The organism is Pseudomonas sp. COW5, assembly GCF_026240005.1.
Classification (GTDB): domain Bacteria; phylum Pseudomonadota; class Gammaproteobacteria; order Pseudomonadales; family Pseudomonadaceae; genus Aquipseudomonas; species Aquipseudomonas kribbensis.
Genome location: NZ_JAPHVP010000001.1, coordinates 623,881 through 644,598, shown reverse-complemented (window position 1 = coordinate 644,598; position 20,718 = coordinate 623,881). Strand labels below are relative to the sequence as shown.

Sequence of the window (20,718 nt, the reverse complement as noted above, 5' to 3'; positions counted from 1 at the left end):
CGCCGCGTCACAAGCGTGTCGGGTTCGATTTCGTCACAGATAAAAACAAACAGGTGACGCATGACCGTTGTAAGAAAGCTGAATTCCTGGTGCCTGCGCTGGGGTTTGATCAAGGTTGGTTGAAATCGCAACCTTGCAGCAACGTCTACTGAACATCATCAAACCTTGCGTGAGACCTTTTTCATGAGTGGACAAAACTCGCAATCAGGCGAGCTGAAACGCGGCCTGAAAAATCGCCATATTCAACTGATCGCCCTCGGTGGCGCGATCGGTACCGGATTGTTCCTCGGCTCGGCCGGGGTGCTGAAATCCGCCGGCCCGTCGATGATTCTCGGCTATGCCATTTGCGGCTTCATCGCGTTCATGATCATGCGCCAGCTCGGCGAGATGATCGTCGAAGAGCCGGTGGCCGGTTCCTTCAGCCACTTTGCGCACAAATACTGGGGTGGTTTTGCCGGTTTCCTGTCGGGCTGGAACTGCTGGATCCTGTACATCCTGGTGGGCATGTCGGAGCTGACGGCGGTCGGCAAATACATCCATTACTGGGCACCGGACATCCCGAGCTGGGTCACCGCAGCCGCGTTCTTCCTGCTGATCAACGCGATCAACCTGGCCAACGTCAAAGTCTTCGGTGAGGCCGAATTCTGGTTCGCGATCATCAAGGTCGTGGCGATCGTCGGCATGATTGCCCTGGGCAGCTACCTGCTGGTCAGCGGTCATGGCGGCCCGCAGGCGTCGGTGAGCAACCTGTGGTCTCACGGCGGCTTCTTCCCGAACGGCGTCAGCGGTCTGGTGATGGCCATGGCGATCATCATGTTCTCCTTCGGCGGTCTGGAAATGCTCGGTTTCACCGCAGCCGAAGCCGACAAGCCGAAAACCGTGATCCCGAAAGCGATCAACCAGGTGATCTACCGGATCCTGATTTTCTACATCGGCGCACTGGTGATCCTGCTGTCGCTGACCCCGTGGGACAGTCTGCTGGAAACCCTCAACGCGTCGGGCGACTCCTACAGCGGCAGCCCGTTCGTGCAGGTGTTCTCGATGCTCGGCAGCAACACCGCCGCGCACATCCTCAACTTCGTGGTCCTGACGGCGGCACTGTCGGTGTACAACAGCGGCACCTACTGCAACAGCCGCATGTTGCTGGGCATGGCCGAGCAGGGCGATGCGCCGAAAGGTCTGGCGAAGATCGACAAGCGCGGCGTGCCGGTGCGTTCGATCCTGGCTTCGGCAGCGGTAACGCTGGTGGCTGTGCTGCTCAACTACCTGATGCCGCAGCACGCGCTGGAATTGCTGATGTCGCTGGTGGTTGCAACGCTGGTGATCAACTGGGCGATGATCAGCTTCTCGCACTTCAAGTTCCGCCAGCACATGAACAAGACCAACCAGAAGCCGCTGTTCAAGGCGCTGTGGTACCCGTATGGCAACTACATCTGCCTGGCGTTTGTGGCGTTCATCCTCGGCGTCATGCTGCTGATCCCGGGCATCCAGATCTCGGTGTATGCGATTCCGGTGTGGGTCGTGTTCATGTGGGTCTGCTACGTGATCAAGAACAAGCGCGGCGCACAGCAGGCGCTGCACGCGGCGAACGCTGCCAAATAAGCGTCGTTGCAAAAAACAACAAACCCGGCCAAGTGCCGGGTTTTTTGTGCTTTCGCGGTATCCTGCGAGTTCTGAATACGGACGCTTTTCCATGCTGGTGATTTCCAACAACGTGCATCTGCCGGATGCCGAGATCGAACTGACGTACATCCGCGCCCAGGGCGCCGGTGGGCAGAACGTCAACAAGGTCTCCAGCGCCGTGCACCTGCGCTTCGACATTCCGGCTTCGTCCTTGCCCGAGTTCTATAAGGAGCGGCTGCTGGCGCTGCGTGACAGTCGCATTACCAGCGACGGCGTGCTGATCATCAAGGCCCAGCAATACCGAACGCAGGAACAGAATCGCGCCGATGCGCTGGAGCGTCTGACCGAGCTGATCCTCAGCGCCACCAAGGTCGAGAAGAAACGCCGCCCGACCAAGCCGACACTGGGTTCGAAGAAACGTCGGCTGGAGTCGAAGACCAAGCGCGGCAGCATCAAGGCCGGGCGCGGCAAGGTGGATTTCTAGTCTTCGCGGTACTTCGATGTGTGGCGGTACAGATAGACGCTCAACGCCAGGCCACTCAACGCGGCAATAGCGGCGAACAGGAAGATCGAGGCAAAACCGAAGCCAGCCGCAATAGCCCCGGCCAGTGGCCCGGTGATCCCCAATGACAAGTCGATGAACAGCGAATAGGCGCCGACTGCCGCGCCACGGCTGGAAGCCGGAACCAGGTTCACCGCTTCCACGCCCAGCGCCGGGAATACCAGCGAGAAGCCGAAACCGCTTAATGCCGCCCCCGCCAGTGCCCAGTGTGCGTCCGGTGCCAGCCATAGCAGCAACAAGCCCAGGGTTTCCACCGACAGGCAGGCAATCGCCACGCGAAAGCCGCCCAAGCGATTGATCAGGTTGCCGAACAGCAGGCGCGCACCGATGAAGCTGGCGCCGAACAGGCTCAGGCACAGCACGGCGTTATCCCAGTGTTGCGTGGCGTAATACAGGGTGATGAAGGTGGCGATGGTGCCGAAACCGATCGAGCCCAGCGCCAGGCCGCAGCCATGCGGGAAAACGCGACCCAGCACATGCATGAAAGGCAAACGTTCGCCAGCGACAATCGGCGCAGCAGTCTTCGGCCAGGCCAACAGCAGGCCCAGCGATGCGAGCAATAGAATGCTGACGCCCATGCTCCATAGACCGAAATGGCTGACCAGCCACACCCCCAGCGGCGCCCCGATGGCCAGCGCGCCATAACTGGCGATGCCGTTCCACGAGATGACTTTTGCCGTGTTGGCCGCGCCGACGCGGCCGATGCCCCAGCCGATCGATCCCGAGCCGACAAGACTTTCCGCGCTGCCCAGCACCAGTCGCCCGACGAACAGGCTGATCAGGCTGAGCATCGGCAGATTGGGTGTCCACGCCGAAATCAGCATGAACACACCGCTCAAACCGCACCCGGCCAGACCAATCATCACCGCACGTTTGCTGCCCTGGTTGTCGATGATCTTGCCGGCATAGGGACGGCTGAGCAGGGTGGCGAGGTATTGCACGCTGATCACCAGGCCGGCAATGACCGCGCCGAAGCCCAGGTCGCTATGGACGTAACCGGGCAGCACGGCCAGCGGAATGCCGATATTCAGGTAGCCGATGAAGGTGAACAGGACGATGGAAACGACTTGCAGCGTGACCGCCAGGGGGCGCTGGGGTTCTGGCATAGAGGACGACATGGGAAACGATCCACGGGGAGAGCAGAATAGATAGGCTGCTCATGATACCGGCGTGGACGATGCTGCGGCGGGGAAAAGTAAAACTATTTGGCCGGGGCGACCAGTTGCGTGGTGACCAGTGCCGCGAGGGCGTTTTCTTCGCTGCCGAAACGGGCGAGCAGGGCGGCTTGCTTCTCGGGCGAGAGGCGGCTCCAGATCTCGATCATCTTCTCGGTGGCGCCGATGAGGATTTCAGCCTGTTGTGCGTTGAAGGATTCGTCGGTCATGGCGGGCTCGGTTTCAGGCAGTGTGGAAAGCGCATGTTAGCGCTTTCCACACGGTCTGTACGGCGGGTGTTACTTACTCTTCGCTGTCGGCCTGGCGGCTCTCGGCGGCTTCTTTCGGCTCGGGCTGTTGGGCGCCGGCTTGTTGCGTGGTCGTCTGCTCAGGTACGTGCAGGCTTGGGAAGGGGAGATTGGGAATCTCGTGCATGGTTGCGCTCCTCGCTAAGTCTGTTGATAGATCTGGTAGATCCGCGCTTTCAGAAAGCCTGCGAAGGATACAGCAGTAAAAATGACAAACAGGTTTTTAATTCAAATTAATGCGACAGATGGCCGCATGGGAGGAAGCAGCACACAAACGACTGTGGGAGCGGGCTTGCTCGCGAAGAGGCCTTCTCATCCGACACATATGTCGACTGATCCGGCGCTTTCGCGAGCGAGCCCGCTCCCACAGGGTCGTGCGGTGTCTGGACTATTTGCAGACATTGGCGATCGCTTCAGCCAGCAGGTCGAGACGTGTCGCATCGATCCCGGCGACGTTGGCCCGGCCCGAGCTGACCATGTACACGCTGTGATGCTCACGCAGGTTTTTCACTTGTTCCGGCGACAGGCCGGTGTAGGAAAACATCCCGCGTTGCACCCCAATGTGCGCAAAGCGCTCGCGCAAGCCGTGGGGCTCCAGCGCTTCCACCAGGCCACTGCGCAACTGGGCGATGCGCAGACGCATGGCTTCCACTTCGTCGGCCCAGCGGCGTTTCAGCTCCGGATCGGCGAGGATCGTGGCGACGACTGCGGCGCCGTGATCCGGTGGCGTCGACCACAGGTTGCGGGCGATGTGGGCCAGCTGGCTGCGGATGTCGATGAGCTTGTCAGCGGTTTTCGCGCTGACGATCAGCGCACCGGTGCGGTCGCGGTACAGGCCGAAGTTCTTCGAGCAGGAACTGGTGATCAGCAGCTCGGGCAACTCGGCGGCGAACAGCCGGGTTGACCATGCGTCCTGCTCCAGGCCGTCGCCAAAACCCTGGTAGGCAAAGTCGATCAGCGGCAGCAGATCGCGGCGACGCACCACGTCCAGCACGCGGTGCCAGTCGTCGTGACTCAGATCGAAACCGGTCGGGTTATGGCAGCACGCGTGCAGCAGCACCACATCACCTTTCGGCACTTCATTGAGCACGGCGAGCATCGCATCGACGTCGAGACGGTTGTCGCTGCCCACGTACGGGTAATGGCTGATCTTGACCCCGGCTGCCGCGAAAATCGTTTCGTGGATCGGCCAGGTCGGGTTGCTCAGCCATACGCCTTTGCCCGGCAGGCACTGCGCGATGAAGTCCGCCGCCAGGCGCAGGGCACCCGTGCCGCCCGGGGTCTGGGTGGCGCCGGCACGCTGCTGGGCAATCAGTGCCGAATCGGCACCGAGCACCAGTTCATTGATCACCTTGCCGAACAGCGGATTGCCGTGGCCACCGATGTAGGTCTTGGTGTCCTGGCTCTCGACCAGTCGCGCCTCGGCGATTTTCACCGCTTCGGGAATCGGCGTCAGGCCCTGGGCATCCTTGTAGACGCCCACGCCGAGGTCGAACTTGCGCGGGTTGGAGTCCTGCGCATAGGCCTCCATCAGGCCGAGGATCGGGTCGCCGGGCACCCGGCCGATGGCGTCGAAGTGCATTACTTGCGTCCTTCTGCAGTCTTGGCCACTTCGTCGGTGCGCGCGGCCATGATGAAGTCGTTGCGGTGCAGGCCCTTGATCGAGTGGCTCCACCAGGTCACGGTGACTTTGCCCCATTCGGTCAGCAGGCCCGGGTGGTGACCTTCGGCCTCGGAGATTTCGCCGACGGCATTGGTGAACGCCAGGGCGTGCTTGAAATTCTTGAACAGGAAGACTTTTTCCAGCTGCATGATGCTGTCACGCACTTCGATGTTCCAGTCAGGGATCTGCTTGATCAGGATCGGCAATTCTTCATCGCTGACCTGTGGAGCATCGGCACGGCACGCTTCGCAATGGGCTTGGTTCAAGGTGGACATGGTGTACTTCCTGAAATCTAGAGGTGTTTTTTTATATTGGCTGACAATGCCGTCACGCTAAACCAAAGCCGCGACGACTGACAGACTCACTTGTAAGTAAAAGCCACGGTTCACGCAGCTTTTGGTTTCGGCGGAAATTTCGGTGCGTGCAGACCCAGCTGCATGCCTTGCTTGACCATGCCCATGATGTCTTCGTGGGCGAGGTCGAACAGGCGCTTGAGGTTCGGCAGGACAAAATACAGCGGTTGCAGGATGTCGATGCGGTACGGCGTGCGCATCGCTTCCAGCGGATCGAAGGCCTGATGTTCAGGTTCGTCCGACAGCGAGTAAACAGTTTCCTTCGGCGAGGACAGGATGCCACCGCCGTAGATGCGTTTGCCCTGCGGGGTGTCGACCAGGCCGAACTCGATGGTCATCCAGTACAGGCGCGCCAGATACACGCGTTCTTCCTTGGTCGCTTGCAGGCCGAGCTTGCCGTAGGTGTGGGTGAATTCGGCGAACCACGGGTTGGTCAGCAGCGGGCAGTGACCAAAGATCTCGTGGAAAATGTCCGGCTCTTGCAGGTAGTCCAGTTCTTCACGGGTACGAATGAAGGTGGCCACCGGGAACTGCTTGCTGGCGAGCAATTCGAAAAAGGTCTGGAAGGGAATCAGTGCCGGGACGCGGGCGACCTGCCAACCGGTGGTCTCGCCGAGCACCTTGTTGATCTCGCCCAGTTGCGGGATGCGGTCGTGGGGCAGGCCGAGTTTTTCGATACCGTCCAGGTATTCCTGGCACGCGCGACCCTCGATCACTTTCAGCTGGCGGGTGATCAGCGTGTTCCACACCGCGTGTTCTTCGGCGGGGTAGTCGATAAAACCTTGCGCATCGGGCTCGCGGGCCACGTATTGCGTCTGCTTCATACTGCTCTCCTGCGAGGGGAATTCGTTCTTGTTATGTCCTGCCATGGACTGAGAAATACCCCAGAGCGTGCCGTGTTGCAGCAGGTTGAAGAACCGTCGAGTAGGAAAAGTCTCTTTAAATCGTAAAATTATCGTTACGCTTTGTGCGATAAGTCGTGATTGCGGTGATTCGCGGGTTTGAAACGACCTGTGTCTGTCACATAATCTTGACGACTATCTTGCGGGCGGCAGAGAAAAATCCGCCCCTTTACCTGTTTCGGGCCTTTATATGCGTATCAAAGTCCATTGCCAGAACCGCATCGGCATCCTGCGCGACATTCTCAATCTGCTGGTGGAGTACGGGATCAACGTCGCCCGGGGCGAGGTCGGCGGTGAGCACGGCAACGCGATCTACCTGCATTGCCCGAACCTGATCAACCTGCAGTTCCAGGCGTTGCGGCCGAAGTTCGAAGCCATCGCCGGGGTGTTTGGTGTGAAGCGGGTAGGGCTGATGCCCAGCGAGCGCCGGCACATGGAGTTGAACGCGTTGCTCGGTGCGCTGGAGTTTCCGGTGCTGTCGATCGACATGGGTGGCTCCATCGTTGCCGCCAACCGCGCGGCGGCGCAGTTGCTCGGCGTGCGGGTGGACGAGGTGCCGGGGATTCCGCTGTCGCGTTACGCCGAAGACTTCGACCTGCCGGAACTGGTGCGCGCCAACAAGTCGCGAATCAACGGCATGCGGGTCAAGGTCAAGGGCGACATCTTTCTGGCTGACATCGCTCCCCTCCAATCGGAGCACGACGACAGCGAGGCCATGGCCGGTGCGGTACTGACGCTGCACCGGGCGGACCGGGTCGGCGAGCGCATCTACAACGTGCGCAAGCAGGAGCTGCGTGGTTTCGACAGTATCTTCCAGAGCTCGAAAGTGATGGCGGCAGTGGTGCGCGAAGCCCGGCGCATGGCGCCACTGGATGCGCCTCTTCTTATTGAAGGCGAAACAGGCACCGGTAAAGAGTTGCTGGCGCGGGCCTGTCACTTGGCGAGCCCGCGCGGCCAGTCGCCGTTGATGGCGCTCAACTGTGCGGGGCTGCCGGAGTCGATGGCCGAGACCGAACTGTTCGGCTATGGCCCCGGTGCCTTTGAGGGTGCGCGGGCCGAAGGCAAGCTCGGGCTGCTGGAGCTGACGGCGGGCGGTACGCTGTTCCTCGATGGCGTCGGCGAAATGAGCCCGCGCTTGCAGGTGAAATTGCTGCGCTTCCTGCAGGACGGTTGCTTCCGGCGTGTCGGCAGTGATGAAGAGGTTTATCTGGATGTGCGGGTGATCTGCGCCACCCAGGTCGACTTGTCCGAGTTGTGTGCTCGTGGCGAGTTTCGCCAGGATTTGTATCACCGCCTCAACGTGCTTTCCCTGCATATTCCGCCACTGCGCGAATGCCTCGACGGTTTGACGCCGCTGGTGGAGCACTTCCTCGATCAGGCCAGCCGGCAGATCGGTTGCCCGTTGCCGAAACTGGCACCGGCGGCGATGGACCGGCTCAGCCACTACCATTGGCCGGGCAACGTGCGGCAACTGGAGAACGTGCTGTTTCAGGCGGTTTCGCTGTGCGATGGCGGGACGGTCAAGGCCGAGCATATTCGTCTGCCGGACTATGGCGTGCGTCAGCCGCTTGGCGATTTCTCCCTCGAGGGCGGGCTGGACGAGATTGTCGGGCGCTTCGAGAAAGCGGTGCTGGAGCGTTTGTATTCCGAGCACCCGAGCAGTCGGCAACTGGGCAAGCGGCTTGGGGTTTCCCATACGACCATTGCCAACAAGTTGCGTGAATACGAAGTCGGCAAAGACGCGTCCGAGTGATCCCGACCGGCCTGGTTGATTGCCGCGAAGCGGCATGACACCGCCGGTTTTTCGTCTTCGATACATTTCCTTCTTTCCCGCAAAACCCCTCAAGTCCTTTGTTTATCGGGTCTCCGGCTGTCAGAAAAAAGTTGGTCTGCAAATTGCTTGTGGCTCAGCAGTACAGCGGTGGGCGGCAAACGTCCGGCATGCAGAGGAAAGAGTGTGGACAAGTACCTTTATGTGGCAATGACCGGCGCCAGCCAGAACGCACTGGCGCAAAAGGCTCATGCCAACAACCTGGCGAACATCTCCACCAATGGTTTTCAGCGCGACCTGGAGCAGGCGCGTTCGATGCCGGTGTTCGGTGACAGCTTTCCGGCGCGTGCGTTTGCCATGAGCGAACGGCCTGCCACTGATTTCACACCGGGTTCGCTGGTGCAGACCGGGCGTGACCTCGACGTGGCCGTCAGCGGCAACGGCTTCATTGCCGTGCAGAACCCCAACGGCGGCGAAAGCTACGTGCGCACCGGCAGCCTGAATATCGACGCCCTTGGCGTGCTGCGTGCCGGCAACGGCATGCCGGTGCTGGGCAATGGCGGGCCGATTGCCATTCCGCCGGAGCAGCAGGTGGAAGTCGGTGAAGACGGCACCATCAGTATCCGTGCGATGGGCGAGGGCCCGCGCGTCATGGCCGAGGTCGACCGGATCAAACTGGTCAACCCGGACATCAAGAACATGAACAAGGGCCTGGACGGTTCGATCTACACAAAGGACGGCCAGCCTGCGCCGGCCGACGCCAACGTCAAACTGGTGTCGGGTTTCCTGGAGTCGAGCAACGTCAATGCCGTGGAAGAGATGACCTCGGTGCTGGCCCTGGCCAAGCAGTTCGAGTTGCACGTCAAGATGATGAATACCGCCAAAGACGACGACCAGGCCATGGCTCGGGTCTTGCAGATCAGCTAATTATCAGAACGTCGCGCCGTAAAACAGGCGCACGAGGAGAATCGAATGCTTCCGGCTCTATGGGTTGCCAAAACCGGTCTGTCCGCCCAGGACACCAACCTGACCACCATTTCCAACAACCTGGCCAACGTGTCGACCACGGGTTTCAAACGTGACCGCGCCGAGTTCCAGGACCTGCTGTATCAGATCAAGCGTCAGCCAGGCGCCCAGTCGACCCAGGACAGCGAACTGCCGTCGGGTCTGCAAGTGGGTACCGGTGTGCGCATCGTCGGCACCCAGAAAAACTTCACCGCCGGCAGCCTGCAAACCACCGAGCAGCCGCTGGACATGGCCATCGACGGCCGTGGTTTCTTCCAGATCCTGCAGCCGGACGGCACCACGTCCTACACCCGTGACGGTACGTTCCACCTCGATTCCAACGGCCAGATCGTCAACGCCAGCGGTTTCGCGCTGGAACCGGCGATTGTCATCCCGAACAACGCCCAGACCTTCACCGTCGGCCGTGACGGCACCGTGTCGATCACCGTTGCCGGCAACGCCGCTTCGCAAGTGATCGGCAACCTGCAGACCGCCGACTTCATCAACCCGGCCGGCCTGCAGGCCGTGGGCAACAACCTGTTCCTGGAAACCGCCGCTTCCGGCGCGCCGCAAGTCGGTACTCCGGGCCTGAACGGTTTCGGCACCACCCTGCAGAACACCCTGGAAACCTCCAACGTGAGCACCGTGGAAGAGATGGTCAACATGATCACCACCCAGCGCGCCTACGAGATGAACTCCAAGGTGATCTCCACCGCCGACCAGATGCTCTCGTTCGTAACGCAGAATCTGTAATCAAGTCTATGAGGCGGCCATGAGGCCGCCTGCAACACCGTGAGGTAAGGGTCATGAAACGCTTCGTATCTGTTCTGGCATTGGGTGGGGTCGTCTCGCTCGCGGGCTGCGTCGCTCCGACGCCCAAGCCCAATGACCCTTACTACGCCCCGGTGTTGCCGCGTACGCCGTTGCCGGCGGCCGCCAACAACGGCTCGATCTATCAGGCCGGTTTCGAACAGAACCTGTACAGCGACCGCAAGGCGTTCCGGGTCGGTGACATCATCACCATCACCCTGAACGAGAAGACCCAGGCCAGCAAGAACGCCAACTCGCAAGTGGCCAAGAACAGCAAGACCGGCATCGGCCTGACTTCGCTGTTCGGCGGCAGTGGCACCACCAACAACCCGTTGGGCGGTAACGATCTGAGCCTGGACGTCGGCTACAGCGGCGACCGCGCGACCAAGGGCGACAGCAAGGCGGCCCAGGGCAACACTCTGACCGGCTCGATCACCGTGACCGTCGCCGACGTGTTGCCCAACGGCATCATCGCCGTGCGCGGCGAGAAGTGGATGACCCTCAACACCGGTGATGAACTGGTGCGGATCGCCGGCCTCGTACGCGCCGATGACATCGCCACCGACAATACCGTGTCGTCGACCCGGGTCGCCGATGCGCGCATCACCTACTCGGGCACCGGTTCGTTCGCCGATGCGAGTCAGCCAGGCTGGTTCGACCGTTTCTTCCTCAGCCCGCTGTTCCCTTTCTAGGTGGCCAAGTTGAATTTCAAGAGCCTCATGGTGGCTGCCGTTTTGTTGTCGGCGGCCTTCAACGCACAAGCCGAGCGGCTGAAAGATATCGCCAGCATTTCCGGCGTGCGTTCCAACCAGTTGATCGGCTACGGCCTGGTGGTCGGGCTTAACGGCACCGGCGACCAGACCACGCAAACCCCGTTCACCCTGCAGACCTTCAACAACATGCTCTCGCAGTTCGGCATCAAGGTGCCGCCGGGATCGGGCAACGTGCAGTTGAAAAACGTCGCGGCGGTGTCGGTGAGTGCCGATCTGCCGGCGTTCGCCAAGCCGGGTCAGCAGGTCGACATCACCGTTTCGTCCATCGGTAACTCCAAGAGCCTGCGCGGCGGCACCCTGTTGCTGACCCCGCTCAAGGGTATCGACGGCAATGTCTACGCCATCGCCCAGGGCAACCTGGTGGTCGGCGGTTTCGACGCCGAAGGTCGTGACGGTTCGAAGATCACCGTCAACGTTCCGTCGGCCGGTCGTATCCCCGGCGGTGCCTCGGTCGAGCGTTCGGTGCCGAGCGGTTTCAACCAGGGCAACAGCCTGACGCTGAACCTCAACCGTTCCGACTTCACCACCGCCAAGCGCATCGTCGACAAGATCAACGACATGCTTGGCCCGGGCGTGGCCCAGGCCATCGACGGCGGTTCGATCCGCGTCACCGCGCCGCTCGATCCGAGCCAGCGCGTCGACTATCTGTCGATCCTGGAAAACCTTGAAGTCGATCCGGGTCAGGCGGTGGCGAAAGTCATCATCAACTCCCGTACCGGCACCATCGTCATCGGCCAGAACGTGAAGGTGTCGCCGGCCGCCGTGACCCACGGCAGTCTGACTGTGACCATCACCGAAGACCCGATCGTCAGCCAGCCGGGTCCGCTGTCCAACGGCCAGACCGCCGTGGTACCGCGCTCGCGCGTGAATGCCCAGCAGGAAGCCAAGCCGATGTTCAAGTTCGGCCCGGGCACCACCCTCGACGAAATCGTCCGTGCGGTGAACCAGGTCGGCGCGGCACCGGGTGACCTGATGGCCATTCTCGAAGCACTGAAGCAGGCCGGCGCGTTGCAAGCCGACCTGATCGTGATCTGAGGACGCCGCCCATGGATATGCGCAAAAGCGGTCTGGTCAGCAGCAGCGATTCGGGTTCGTACTCCGACCTCAATCGTCTGAACCAGCTCAAGGTCGGCGACAAGAACAGCGACGGCAACATGCGCAAGGTGGCGCAGGAATTCGAATCGCTGTTTCTCGGCGAGATGCTCAAGTCGATGCGCTCGGCCACTGAAGCACTGGGCCAGGACAACCCGCTCAATACCCCGGCAGCCAAGCAGTATCAGGAAATGTACGACCAGCAACTGGCCGTTTCCCTGTCCCGTGAGGGCGGTGGTATCGGTCTGGCCGACGTGCTGATGAAGCAGATGTCGAAGAACAAACCGATGGCGCCGGGCGAGGCCGCCGCCGCGTCCGCTGCCAAGCAGCAGGAAGCGCTGGCCAAGGCCGCTGCGGTGGAAACGCCGATTGCCGCCGGCACCGTGGCCACCAACGGTCCGCTGTCGCGCCTCAATGGCGAACGTCCGTTGTGGGCTTCGCGTTCGGTGCATGCGCCGAACACCCAGCTCGCCCATCGCAATGACATGGAAATGATCAACCAGCGTCGCCTGGCACTGCCGCCGAAACTGGCTGACCGCCTGCTCGCCGGTCTGGTGCCTTCGGCCACGCCGACGGCTGCCACTCAATTGCCGCAACGTGCCGCGACGGCCGCTGCCACCGGTTCCGGCCCGCTGTACAACGGCGACTGGCTGGCCCGCGCCGAGGCGGACAAGGCCTCCGGCGGGCAGATGCAGATTTACGGTCGCGCCATGGCGCAGATTCCGCTGGCGCCGGCGAAGAAGGCGTTCAGCAACGCCGACGAATTCGTCAACACCATGCTGCCGATGGCCAAAGAGGCGGCGGCGCGCATTGGTGTCGATCCACGTTATCTGGTGGCTCAGGCCGCACTCGAAACCGGTTATGGCAAATCGGTCATGCGCGCCCAGGACGGTACCAGCAGCCACAACCTGTTCGGCATCAAGGCCAGCAGCAACTGGAAGGGCGACTCGGCCCGGGCGATCACCAGCGAGTTCCGCAACGGGCAGATGGTCAAGGAGACGGCCGAGTTCCGTTCCTACGCCTCGTACAAGGACAGCTTCCACGATCTGGTGACTTTGCTGCAGAGCAATAATCGCTATCAAGATGTGCTGAAGTCGGCCGATAACCCAGAACAGTTTGTACGCGAATTGCAAAAGGCCGGTTATGCAACCGACCCGAACTACGCAAGCAAGATTTCGCAGATTGCCAGGCAGATGACGGTAAATCAGAACTACGCTGCGGCCGGCGTTTCAACAACGCCTTTATAAACACAAGGTAAGGTTTGAATCATGAGTTTGCTCAATATCGGGATGTCGGGGTTGGCCGCGAGTTCATCCTCTCTGGCTGTGACAGGTAACAACATTGCCAACGTCGACACCGCCGGTTATTCACGCCAGCAAACCGTGCAGGGCACCAAGTCATCGATCCAGACTGGCAACGTGTTCATCGGTACGGGCACGACCCTGGCCGACGTGCGCCGGGTGTACAACTCTTACCTGGAAACCCAGCTGCATACCGCCACGTCGCTCAACAGTGAAGCGGCTGCCTACGGTGGCCAGGCGACTGCCCTGGACAACTCGTTGTCCGATACCAACACAGGCCTGACCGGCGTGCTGCAGAAGTTCTTCACCTCGATGCAGGGTGTGGCGACTTCGGCGACCGACGACACGTCCCGTCAGTCGGTACTGACCGGCTCGCAAGCGCTGACCAGCCGCTTCAACGCCCTGGCCAAACAGCTGAACGATCAGAACACCACGATCAATGGCAACCTCGGCGACATGGCCGCCCAGGTCAACAAGCTGGCCACCTCGATTGCCAATCTCAACCAGAAGATCGGCGAAGTTTCCACCAGCGGCGGCCAGCCGAACGATCTGCTCGACAGCCGTAACGAAGCGGTGCGCCAGCTCTCCGAACTGGTCGGCGCGCAAGTGGTCGAGCGCGGCACCAGCTTCGACGTCTACGTCGGCAGCGGTCAGCCGCTGGTTGTCGGCAACACCACCAACACTCTGAGCACCGTTCCGAGCAAGGACGACCCGTCGCGCATGGGCATCCAGATGGATCGTGGCTCAAGCACCATCGACATCACTTCGGTAATCAGCGGCGGTGAAATCGGCGGTCTGCTGACCTATCGCAATGAAGTGCTCAACCCGTCGCTCAACGAGCTGGGCCGTGTAGCACTGGTCATTGCCGACCAGATGAACCGCCAGCAAGCCCAGGGCATCGACAAGAACGGTGACTTCGGCGCGCCGATCTTCAATGACATCAACAGTGCCGCGCTGATCAGCCAGCGCAGCATTGCCTCGGCAGGCAACAGCGCAGGCTCGGGCAACCTGAACGTCACCATCAAGGACACCGGCAAGCTGACCACCAGCGATTACCAGGTCACCTTCACCAGCGCCACCAACTATTCGGTCAAGCGCTCCGACGGCACCGACATGGGTTCGTTCAGCACCACGACCACGCCACCGCCAGTGATCGACGGCTTTACCCTGGCCCTCAACGGCGGCGCGATGAACGCCGGTGACACCTTCAAGGTGACCCCGACCCGTGACGCGGCCACCAACATTCAGACCGTGCTCACCGATCCGAAGAAAATCGCGGCGGCAGCACCATTGACCGGCGTGGCCAGTGCCAACAACTCCGGCACCTACACCCAGCCGACACTGGTCGATACCCTCGACATCACCAACCCGGCCTCCCAGGCCGAGTTGCAGAACGCGCTCAAGTATTCGACGCCGGTCAAACTGGTCATGGGTGCGGTCACCAGCGGCAGCCAGTCGTACAACATGGTCGATGCCAAGGGCAACACCATCGGCACCGGCACCATCGTGCCGGGGCAGGCCAACACCCTGAACCTGAAGATCGGCATGGTCGACTCCACCGGTGCACCGGTGATGGATACCTCGGTCACGCCGAACGTGCAGAAAACCTTCACCGTGCAGACCACCGTGGGCGCAACGCCGAAGCCAGGCGAAACCTTCACGATCAACCTGACCGGCGCCGCCTCTTCGGACAACCGCAACGCGCAAGCGCTGGTCGGCCTGCAGACCAAGCAGACCGTGGACACCGGCACCGGCAGCAAGGGCATCAGCCTGACCGACGCCTACAACAAACTGGTGACCAACGTCGGTACCAAGGCGGCCCAGAGCAAGTCCGACAACGAAGCCACCTCGACGATCCTCGATCAGGCCAAGGGTGCGCGCGACTCGCTGTCCCAGGTCAACCTGGATGAAGAGACCGGCAACCTGGTCAAGTATCAGCAGTACTACACAGCGTCTTCGCAGATCATCAAGGCTGCGCAGGAAACCTTCGCCACGCTGATCAACAGTCTTTAAGGAGTCGTAATTCATGCGCATTTCCACCGCTCAGTATTACGCGACACAAGCTTCCCAATATCAGCGTAACTACAGCAAGACTGTTGCCACCGCGAACGAAGCGAGCAGCCTGCAACGCATCAACACCGCCGCCGATGATCCGATCGGTGCCGGACGCCTGCTCAAGCTGGGTCAACAGGCCGCAATGCTCGAGCAATATCAGGGCAACATCGATACCACCAAGAGTGCACTGACCGTGCAGGAGTCCACGCTGAACTCCATCACCACGGCCTTGCAGCGCGCCAAGGAAATCGGCCTAGCGGCCAACAACGGTATCGCCACCGACGCAGACCGCAAGGCCTACGCATCCGAGCTGAGCCAGATCCAGCAACAAGTGCTGGGCCTGATGAACTCCAAGGATGCCAATGGCAATTACCTGTTTTCCGGCTCCAAGACCGATACCGCGCCTTACTCGCAGAATGCCGATGGCACCTACACCTACAATGGTGACCAGACCCAGATCAACCTGGGCATTGGCGACGGCCTCTCGGTAGCCACCAACACCACGGGTTGGGATGCATTCCAGCAGACCATCAACACCAGCCGCACCACGACCACCATGACCGCGCCTGCCGTCGATGATGGTCGTGTGGTGCTGACCAACGGTATCGTTGGCACTGCTGCGACGTACAACGCCAAGTTCGCGGCCGGCCAGCCTTACACCGTTGATTTCATCAGCAGCACGCAGTTGAAAATCACCGATGCCCTGGGCAACGACGTGACGAGCGAAGCCAGTCAGAGCGGTGCTATCACCAACAGCAACGGTGCCAACCAGACCGTCAGCTTCCGTGGTGTCGACCTGAAGTTGAACATCAACCTCAAGCCTGGCGACACCAACCCGGATGCGGTCATCGCCGGCCACAGCTTCCAGCTGGCGGCCACACCTGACTCGTTCACCACCTCGCGCAGCGCGGGCAACCCGTCGACCGCGGTCATCACGGGCTCCGGCGTAACCAACCAGGCGGCCTACGACGCGGCATTCCCGTCCGGCGGCGGTGCGATCCTGAAGTTCACCAGCGCCACGGCTTTCGACCTGTACGCCGCGCCGGTCACCGCTGACAGCAAGCCGGTTTCGTCGGGCACGCTGGTCGGCAACAATGCTACCGCCGCCGGTGTGACGTTCACCCTCGGCGGTACGCCAGGTGCGGGCGATCAGTTCTCGATCCAGTCCAACAACCACCAGACCCAGAACGTGCTCGACACCCTGGGCCAGATGGTCACGGCGCTGAATGCGCCGATCGATGGTGATCCGGTGGCCAAGCAGAAATTCCAGGGTGCCATGGAGTCGGCGCTGGGCAACATCGACAGCGCGTCCAACCAGATCGGTTCGGCGGTGACTTCGATCGGTGCCCGCGGACAGTCGCTGGATGACCAGAACACCACCAACCAGAGCCTGACTCAGGCGAATACCACCACTCAGGGTTCGATTCGTGATTCGGATCCTGCCGAAGTGATGACCCGCCTGACCTTGCAGCAGACCATGCTGCAGGCCTCGCAACTGGCGTTCAGCAAAATCAGCCAGCTGGGCCTGTTCAACAAGATCTGATGCTGACCGGGCGCGCAAGCGCCCGGTTGCTCTGACCGTTCTGTATTTATTGTTCTTCTTTTGCGGTTTCAAAGGGCTCGCTGTTCCGGGCGGGTTCCCGCCGCTTGCGAGTCCGCCGTGAATTCACTCCCGCTTGTCAGCCTCGTCATTCCCGCCTTCAATCCGCGCTTTTTTGAAAAGGCCTTGAGCAGTGCCGTGAGCCAAAGCTATGGCAATCTCGAAATCATCGTCTGCGACGACAGTCGTGGCAGTGAGATCGAGGCCATTGTCGCTTCGGTCACCGAGAGCAGCGGGGTTACGGTTCGTTATGTGCGCAATCCCCGGACGCTCGGGCTGGTGGGTAACCTGCATGCGTGCCTGGAGCAGGCGACGGGTGAGTTCATCAAGTTTCTGTGTGATGACGATCAGTTGTTTTCCACCTGCGTCGAACGCCAGGCACAGACGCTGATCGACCAGCAGGACGTCAATCTGGTACTCGCCCAGCGCCTGTTCTGGGATGCTGGCGACCTGCCGTTGCCGTCGCGCCTGGAGAACACGCCGTTGTCTCCGGTGTGCGGATTGTTCAAGGGCGATGACCTGCTGGCGATCTTCGAGAATTTCCCGGTGAACATTCTCGGTGGCTTCAGCAATGCCCTGTTTCGTCGATCCGATGTGCAGGAGCTGTTGCCGGCCCTGACCCAGTCCGGTCACTGTTTTGTCGCCACGCTCGATTTTGCTTTGTACGTCTGCCTGCTGCGACGCGGCAACGTAGTGATGTCGAACCATGTCCTGAGCATCGAGCGCCTGTACCCTGAGCGTTTGAGCAGCCAGCAAGCGATGCGCGATGCAGCCGAGACCGAGCGGCAATGGCTGACGCAGATGCTCAAGGCGCGCAGCGGCGAATCCGCACCGGCGCCGGGCTGGGTCCGTTATGTGCCGATCACCAGGGCCCTGGAAACTCCGCGGGTCTGGGAAGAGTTGCCACTGAGCCGCACGCTGGGCACCAAGCAGACCACGCAGGACTGGCATGTCGGAATCGCCAGTGTCAGTTTTGCCGAGCTGTACGCCCAGTGGCTGGCCTGTCGCGCATTGACCGAAGGCCAGCGTGAACTGTTGCCGGACACGCTGGCCGCCTGGCCGCGCGTGCCGAAAATCGTTCCGGTGATCATCGACGAACAGGGCAGTCGTTCGGCGCTCGAACTCACCCTGCAATCGCTGGCCGCACAGGAATACCTGCCGGAGCTGACCATCGTGCTCTCCGCGTCCTGCACCGAGGCGCAGTTGCAGGAGCGCATCGTGCGCATGCCGCTGCAGGATGACTGGCAGCAACAGATCAACGAATTGTTGCCGCAGCTCGACGGTGCCGACTGGTTCTATCTGCTGCGCGCCGGTGATCGTCTGGTGGTGCCGGCGTTGCTGGTGATGGCCGAACGTATCGCGCTCTCGCGCACCGTTACCTGCCTCTACAGCGATGAAGGAGGTCTGAGCCAGGGTGAGTCGACCGAGCCTGTGTTCAAGCCGGACTTCAACCTGGACCTGATGCGCAGCTACCCGTATGTGGGCAGGGCGCTGGCCTTCGAGCGCGAGCGCTTTCTCGCCCTGGGCGGTTTCGATTCCGCATTCGGTGAACTGGCGCCCCACGATGTGCTGTGGCGCATGGTCGAGCAGGACGGCACGCACGTCGTCGGTCATGTTTCCGAGGTGTTGCTGGAGTCGGCGTACGACCTCTCCAAGTGGCTGTCCGAACCGCAAATGGCGGACCGCAACTCGCAGTTGATCTCGGCTCACCTGGCGCGTCTGGGCATCGTCCACGAGATTCGCAATGGCGCCTCGGCGCTGCTCAACCGGGTCGATTATCACCATGATCGTCAGCCTCTTGTGTCGATCGTCATAGTCAGCAAGGATCAGACGGCAGCCGTGCAGCGCTGTGTCGAGAGCCTGCTGGAGAAAACCCTCTATGCCGAGTATGAGTTGCTGCTGGTCGACAACGGCAGCGAGAGTGCCGAAGCACGGGCCTGGTTCGAGGGAATGGGGCAGCTGGGCAGCGAGCGGATCCGCATTCTGGACTGCCCGCAGCAAGACAACATGGCGGCGGTGCGCAATGCGGCGGTGAGTCAGGCGCGGGGCGAATACGTCCTGCTGCTCAATCCTTATGCCGTGATCACCCAGGGCGACTGGCTGGCGGAAATGCTCAATCACGCCCAGCGACCGGAAGTCGGTGTGGTCGGCGCCAAGCTGTTCAATCCGGATGGGCGGATCCTGCACGCCGGCCTTATTCTCGGCTTGCAAGGGCCGGCCGGCGTACCGTTTTACGGAGAGACCCTGCAGGCGACGGGGTACATGTACCGGCTGCTCGTCGCTCATGACCTGAGCGCCGTTGGTGGCGATTGCCTGATGGTGCGCAAGGCCGTGTTCGAGGCGGTCGGCGGCCTCGATCAGCAGGATCTGGCACAGTCGCTCAATGAAGTGGATCTGTGCCTGCGGGTCGGCCGGGAAGGTTACCTGGTGGTGTGGACGCCTTACGCTCAGCTGGCGTTGGGCGCACAGCCGGCACAGGCGCCGAAGGACGGCGAAGAAGCACGGCTCGGCCAGGAACAGGAAACGTTCTACAAGCGCTGGTTACCGATCGTCGCGCGGGATCCGGCGTACAACGCCAACCTGGCGCTCAACGGTCTGGGCGGTTCGAGCTTCCGTCTCGATCCGGGCCTGCGTACCGGCTGGAGTCCGTTTTCGCATCCGCAATTGCCGAAGATCCTGGCGCTGCCGGTCAATGCGTCGGCCATCGGTCACTATCGTGTGACCCAGCCACTGATCGAGCTGGAAGCGGCGGGCAGGGCGCTGGGGCGAATTCACTACAACCTGCCGACGATCATCGAAGTCGAGCGCCAATCCCCTGACGTGATCATTTTGCAGGGGCGCTATGCCGAAGCGCCAATCAACGAAATCCCGATCCTGCAGAAATACTCGAATGCCCGGCGGATCTATGAACTCGATGACTATGTGATCGACGTTCCCCATCGCAATGCACACATCCGCAACATGCCGAACAAGGACGAGATGGAAAAACTGGTCCGGCGCGCCATCGGCATGTGTGACCGGGTCGTGGTGTCCACGGCGCCGCTGGGTAATGCACTGTCGAGCATGCACAGCGACATTCGGGTCGTCCCGAATATGCTGGCCAAACACCTGTGGAGCGATTTGCGCAGTCAGCGTCGCACCTCGAAAAAACCACGGGTCGGCTGGGGCGGCGGGACCAGTCACCATGGCGACCTCGCGGTCATCGCCGATGTGGTGCGCGAACTGGCCAACGAAGTCGACTGGGTGTTTTTCGGCATGTGCCCCGACGACCTGCGACCGTACATGCATGAGTTCCACGGCGTGATCGGACTGGACGTGTACCCGGCTAAGCTGGCCAGCCTCAACCTTGACCTGGCCCTGGCACCGCTTGAGTTCCACATCTTCAACGACTGCAAGAGCAACCTGCGTCTGCTGGAATATGGCGCCTGCGGCTACCCGGTGATCTGCACCGACACCGAGGCCTATCGCGGTTATCTGCCGTGCACGCGGATCAAGACCAACACCACGGATGAGTGGCTGCAGGCGATCCGCATGCACCTGGCCGATCCGGACGCCAGCTACCGCATGGGCGACGAATTGCGCGAGGTCGTGCTGCGTGATTACGTCCTGCGTGGCGACAACCTGCGGTACTGGGAAAACGGCTGGCTGGCGGACTGACCGGTTCATCCGCGCTCCCAAATAAACAGGCGACTATTGCAGTCGCCTGTTTTTTTTTGCCCGCCTGTTCGTCTTTATTTCATTCTCGA

Annotated in this window: 17 protein-coding genes; 11 read left to right on the top strand and 6 right to left on the bottom strand. The window is 61.3% G+C overall.

Going from position 1 to position 20,718, the window contains the following annotated elements; all coding sequences use genetic code 11:
* Positions 1-183: 183 nt before the first annotated feature.
* Both OQ248_RS02835 and arfB read left to right on the top strand, forming a co-directional pair.
* Positions 184-1,602 (top strand): amino acid permease, encoded by a 1,419-nt coding sequence (locus OQ248_RS02835; protein ID WP_265811963.1) that lies wholly within the window; start codon positions 184-186, stop codon positions 1,600-1,602.
* 91 nt (positions 1,603-1,693) lie between these two features.
* Positions 1,694-2,107 carry an alternative ribosome rescue aminoacyl-tRNA hydrolase ArfB gene (gene arfB / locus OQ248_RS02830; RefSeq protein ID WP_007958352.1) on the top strand — a complete coding sequence of 138 codons (414 nt, stop codon included), beginning with the start codon at positions 1,694-1,696 and terminating at the stop codon, positions 2,105-2,107.
* Here the strand turns inward: arfB and OQ248_RS02825 are convergent.
* The 6 genes from OQ248_RS02825 to phhA form a co-directional block, all read right to left on the bottom strand.
* On the bottom strand, positions 2,104-3,291 hold the full coding sequence (locus tag OQ248_RS02825; protein ID WP_248738403.1) for an MFS transporter: 1,188 nt from the start codon (positions 3,289-3,291) through the stop codon (positions 2,104-2,106). The genes arfB and OQ248_RS02825 overlap by 4 nt on opposite strands.
* A gap of 95 nt (positions 3,292-3,386) precedes the next feature.
* Complete coding sequence (locus OQ248_RS02820; protein WP_265811962.1) at positions 3,387-3,569, bottom strand: hypothetical protein; 183 nt, start codon at positions 3,567-3,569, stop codon at positions 3,387-3,389.
* Between the two features lie 73 nt (positions 3,570-3,642).
* Complete coding sequence (locus tag OQ248_RS02815) at positions 3,643-3,774, bottom strand: hypothetical protein (RefSeq protein WP_263860085.1); 132 nt, start codon at positions 3,772-3,774, stop codon at positions 3,643-3,645.
* Between the two features lie 261 nt (positions 3,775-4,035).
* Positions 4,036-5,229: an amino acid aminotransferase gene (locus OQ248_RS02810; protein WP_265811961.1), complete on the bottom strand. Its 1,194-nt coding sequence runs from the start codon at positions 5,227-5,229 to the stop codon at positions 4,036-4,038.
* Positions 5,229-5,585, bottom strand: a complete 357-nt coding sequence (locus OQ248_RS02805; protein ID WP_003222798.1) for a 4a-hydroxytetrahydrobiopterin dehydratase — start codon at positions 5,583-5,585, stop codon at positions 5,229-5,231. Before OQ248_RS02805 ends, OQ248_RS02810 begins: the two co-directional genes overlap by 1 nt.
* 110 nt (positions 5,586-5,695) lie before the next feature.
* Entirely contained in the window at positions 5,696-6,532 is an 837-nt protein-coding gene (gene phhA / locus OQ248_RS02800) for a phenylalanine 4-monooxygenase (protein WP_225739972.1), read from the bottom strand.
* 223 nt (positions 6,533-6,755) lie between these two features.
* On the opposite strand from phhA, the gene OQ248_RS02795 reads away from it, so the two are divergent.
* From OQ248_RS02795 to OQ248_RS02755, 9 genes are all read left to right on the top strand, one after another.
* A complete protein-coding gene (locus OQ248_RS02795; RefSeq protein ID WP_085710425.1) occupies positions 6,756-8,318 on the top strand; it encodes a sigma-54-dependent transcriptional regulator in 1,563 nt (520 codons plus the stop codon).
* A gap of 204 nt (positions 8,319-8,522) precedes the next feature.
* Positions 8,523-9,263, top strand: coding sequence for a flagellar basal body rod protein FlgF (locus OQ248_RS02790; protein WP_085710427.1), 741 nt, complete (start codon positions 8,523-8,525; stop codon positions 9,261-9,263).
* Positions 9,264-9,308: 45 nt separating this feature from the next.
* Complete coding sequence (gene flgG, locus OQ248_RS02785; RefSeq protein ID WP_007958342.1) at positions 9,309-10,094, top strand: flagellar basal-body rod protein FlgG; 786 nt, start codon at positions 9,309-9,311, stop codon at positions 10,092-10,094.
* A gap of 53 nt (positions 10,095-10,147) precedes the next feature.
* On the top strand, positions 10,148-10,843 hold the full coding sequence (gene flgH / locus OQ248_RS02780) for a flagellar basal body L-ring protein FlgH (protein ID WP_007965503.1): 696 nt from the start codon (positions 10,148-10,150) through the stop codon (positions 10,841-10,843).
* 27 nt (positions 10,844-10,870) lie between these two features.
* Positions 10,871-11,959 carry a flagellar basal body P-ring protein FlgI gene (locus OQ248_RS02775; protein ID WP_065260802.1) on the top strand — a complete coding sequence of 363 codons (1,089 nt, stop codon included), beginning with the start codon at positions 10,871-10,873 and terminating at the stop codon, positions 11,957-11,959.
* A gap of 11 nt (positions 11,960-11,970) precedes the next feature.
* Positions 11,971-13,263 carry a flagellar assembly peptidoglycan hydrolase FlgJ gene (flgJ, locus tag OQ248_RS02770; RefSeq protein WP_119428845.1) on the top strand — a complete coding sequence of 431 codons (1,293 nt, stop codon included), beginning with the start codon at positions 11,971-11,973 and terminating at the stop codon, positions 13,261-13,263.
* A 21-nt stretch (positions 13,264-13,284) separates the two neighbouring features.
* Positions 13,285-15,330 carry a flagellar hook-associated protein FlgK gene (gene flgK / locus OQ248_RS02765; protein WP_119428844.1) on the top strand — a complete coding sequence of 682 codons (2,046 nt, stop codon included), beginning with the start codon at positions 13,285-13,287 and terminating at the stop codon, positions 15,328-15,330.
* Between the two features lie 13 nt (positions 15,331-15,343).
* Positions 15,344-16,915, top strand: a complete 1,572-nt coding sequence (locus OQ248_RS02760) for a flagellar hook-associated protein 3 (RefSeq protein WP_119428843.1) — start codon at positions 15,344-15,346, stop codon at positions 16,913-16,915.
* A 117-nt stretch (positions 16,916-17,032) separates the two neighbouring features.
* Positions 17,033-20,629 (top strand): glycosyltransferase, encoded by a 3,597-nt coding sequence (locus OQ248_RS02755; RefSeq protein WP_265811960.1) that lies wholly within the window; start codon positions 17,033-17,035, stop codon positions 20,627-20,629.
* Positions 20,630-20,718: the final 89 nt, after the last annotated feature.

What these genes read in the sequence shown, in the direction of transcription:
- OQ248_RS02835 (WP_265811963.1), top strand. Translation starts at nt 184, where the DNA reads ATGAGTGGACAAAACTCGCAATCAGGCGAGCTGAAACGCGGCCTGAAA.
- arfB (WP_007958352.1), top strand. Translation starts at nt 1,694, where the DNA reads ATGCTGGTGATTTCCAACAACGTGCATCTGCCGGATGCCGAGATCGAA.
- OQ248_RS02825 (WP_248738403.1), bottom strand. Translation starts at nt 3,291, where the DNA reads ATGCCAGAACCCCAGCGCCCCCTGGCGGTCACGCTGCAAGTCGTTTCC.
- OQ248_RS02820 (WP_265811962.1), bottom strand. Translation starts at nt 3,569, where the DNA reads ATGACCGACGAATCCTTCAACGCACAACAGGCTGAAATCCTCATCGGC.
- OQ248_RS02815 (WP_263860085.1), bottom strand. Translation starts at nt 3,774, where the DNA reads ATGCACGAGATTCCCAATCTCCCCTTCCCAAGCCTGCACGTACCTGAG.
- OQ248_RS02810 (WP_265811961.1), bottom strand. Translation starts at nt 5,229, where the DNA reads ATGCACTTCGACGCCATCGGCCGGGTGCCCGGCGACCCGATCCTCGGC.
- OQ248_RS02805 (WP_003222798.1), bottom strand. Translation starts at nt 5,585, where the DNA reads ATGTCCACCTTGAACCAAGCCCATTGCGAAGCGTGCCGTGCCGATGCT.
- phhA (WP_225739972.1), bottom strand. Translation starts at nt 6,532, where the DNA reads ATGGCAGGACATAACAAGAACGAATTCCCCTCGCAGGAGAGCAGTATG.
- OQ248_RS02795 (WP_085710425.1), top strand. Translation starts at nt 6,756, where the DNA reads ATGCGTATCAAAGTCCATTGCCAGAACCGCATCGGCATCCTGCGCGAC.
- flgG (WP_007958342.1), top strand. Translation starts at nt 9,309, where the DNA reads ATGCTTCCGGCTCTATGGGTTGCCAAAACCGGTCTGTCCGCCCAGGAC.
- flgH (WP_007965503.1), top strand. Translation starts at nt 10,148, where the DNA reads ATGAAACGCTTCGTATCTGTTCTGGCATTGGGTGGGGTCGTCTCGCTC.
- OQ248_RS02775 (WP_065260802.1), top strand. Translation starts at nt 10,871, where the DNA reads ATGGTGGCTGCCGTTTTGTTGTCGGCGGCCTTCAACGCACAAGCCGAG.
- flgJ (WP_119428845.1), top strand. Translation starts at nt 11,971, where the DNA reads ATGGATATGCGCAAAAGCGGTCTGGTCAGCAGCAGCGATTCGGGTTCG.
- flgK (WP_119428844.1), top strand. Translation starts at nt 13,285, where the DNA reads ATGAGTTTGCTCAATATCGGGATGTCGGGGTTGGCCGCGAGTTCATCC.
- OQ248_RS02760 (WP_119428843.1), top strand. Translation starts at nt 15,344, where the DNA reads ATGCGCATTTCCACCGCTCAGTATTACGCGACACAAGCTTCCCAATAT.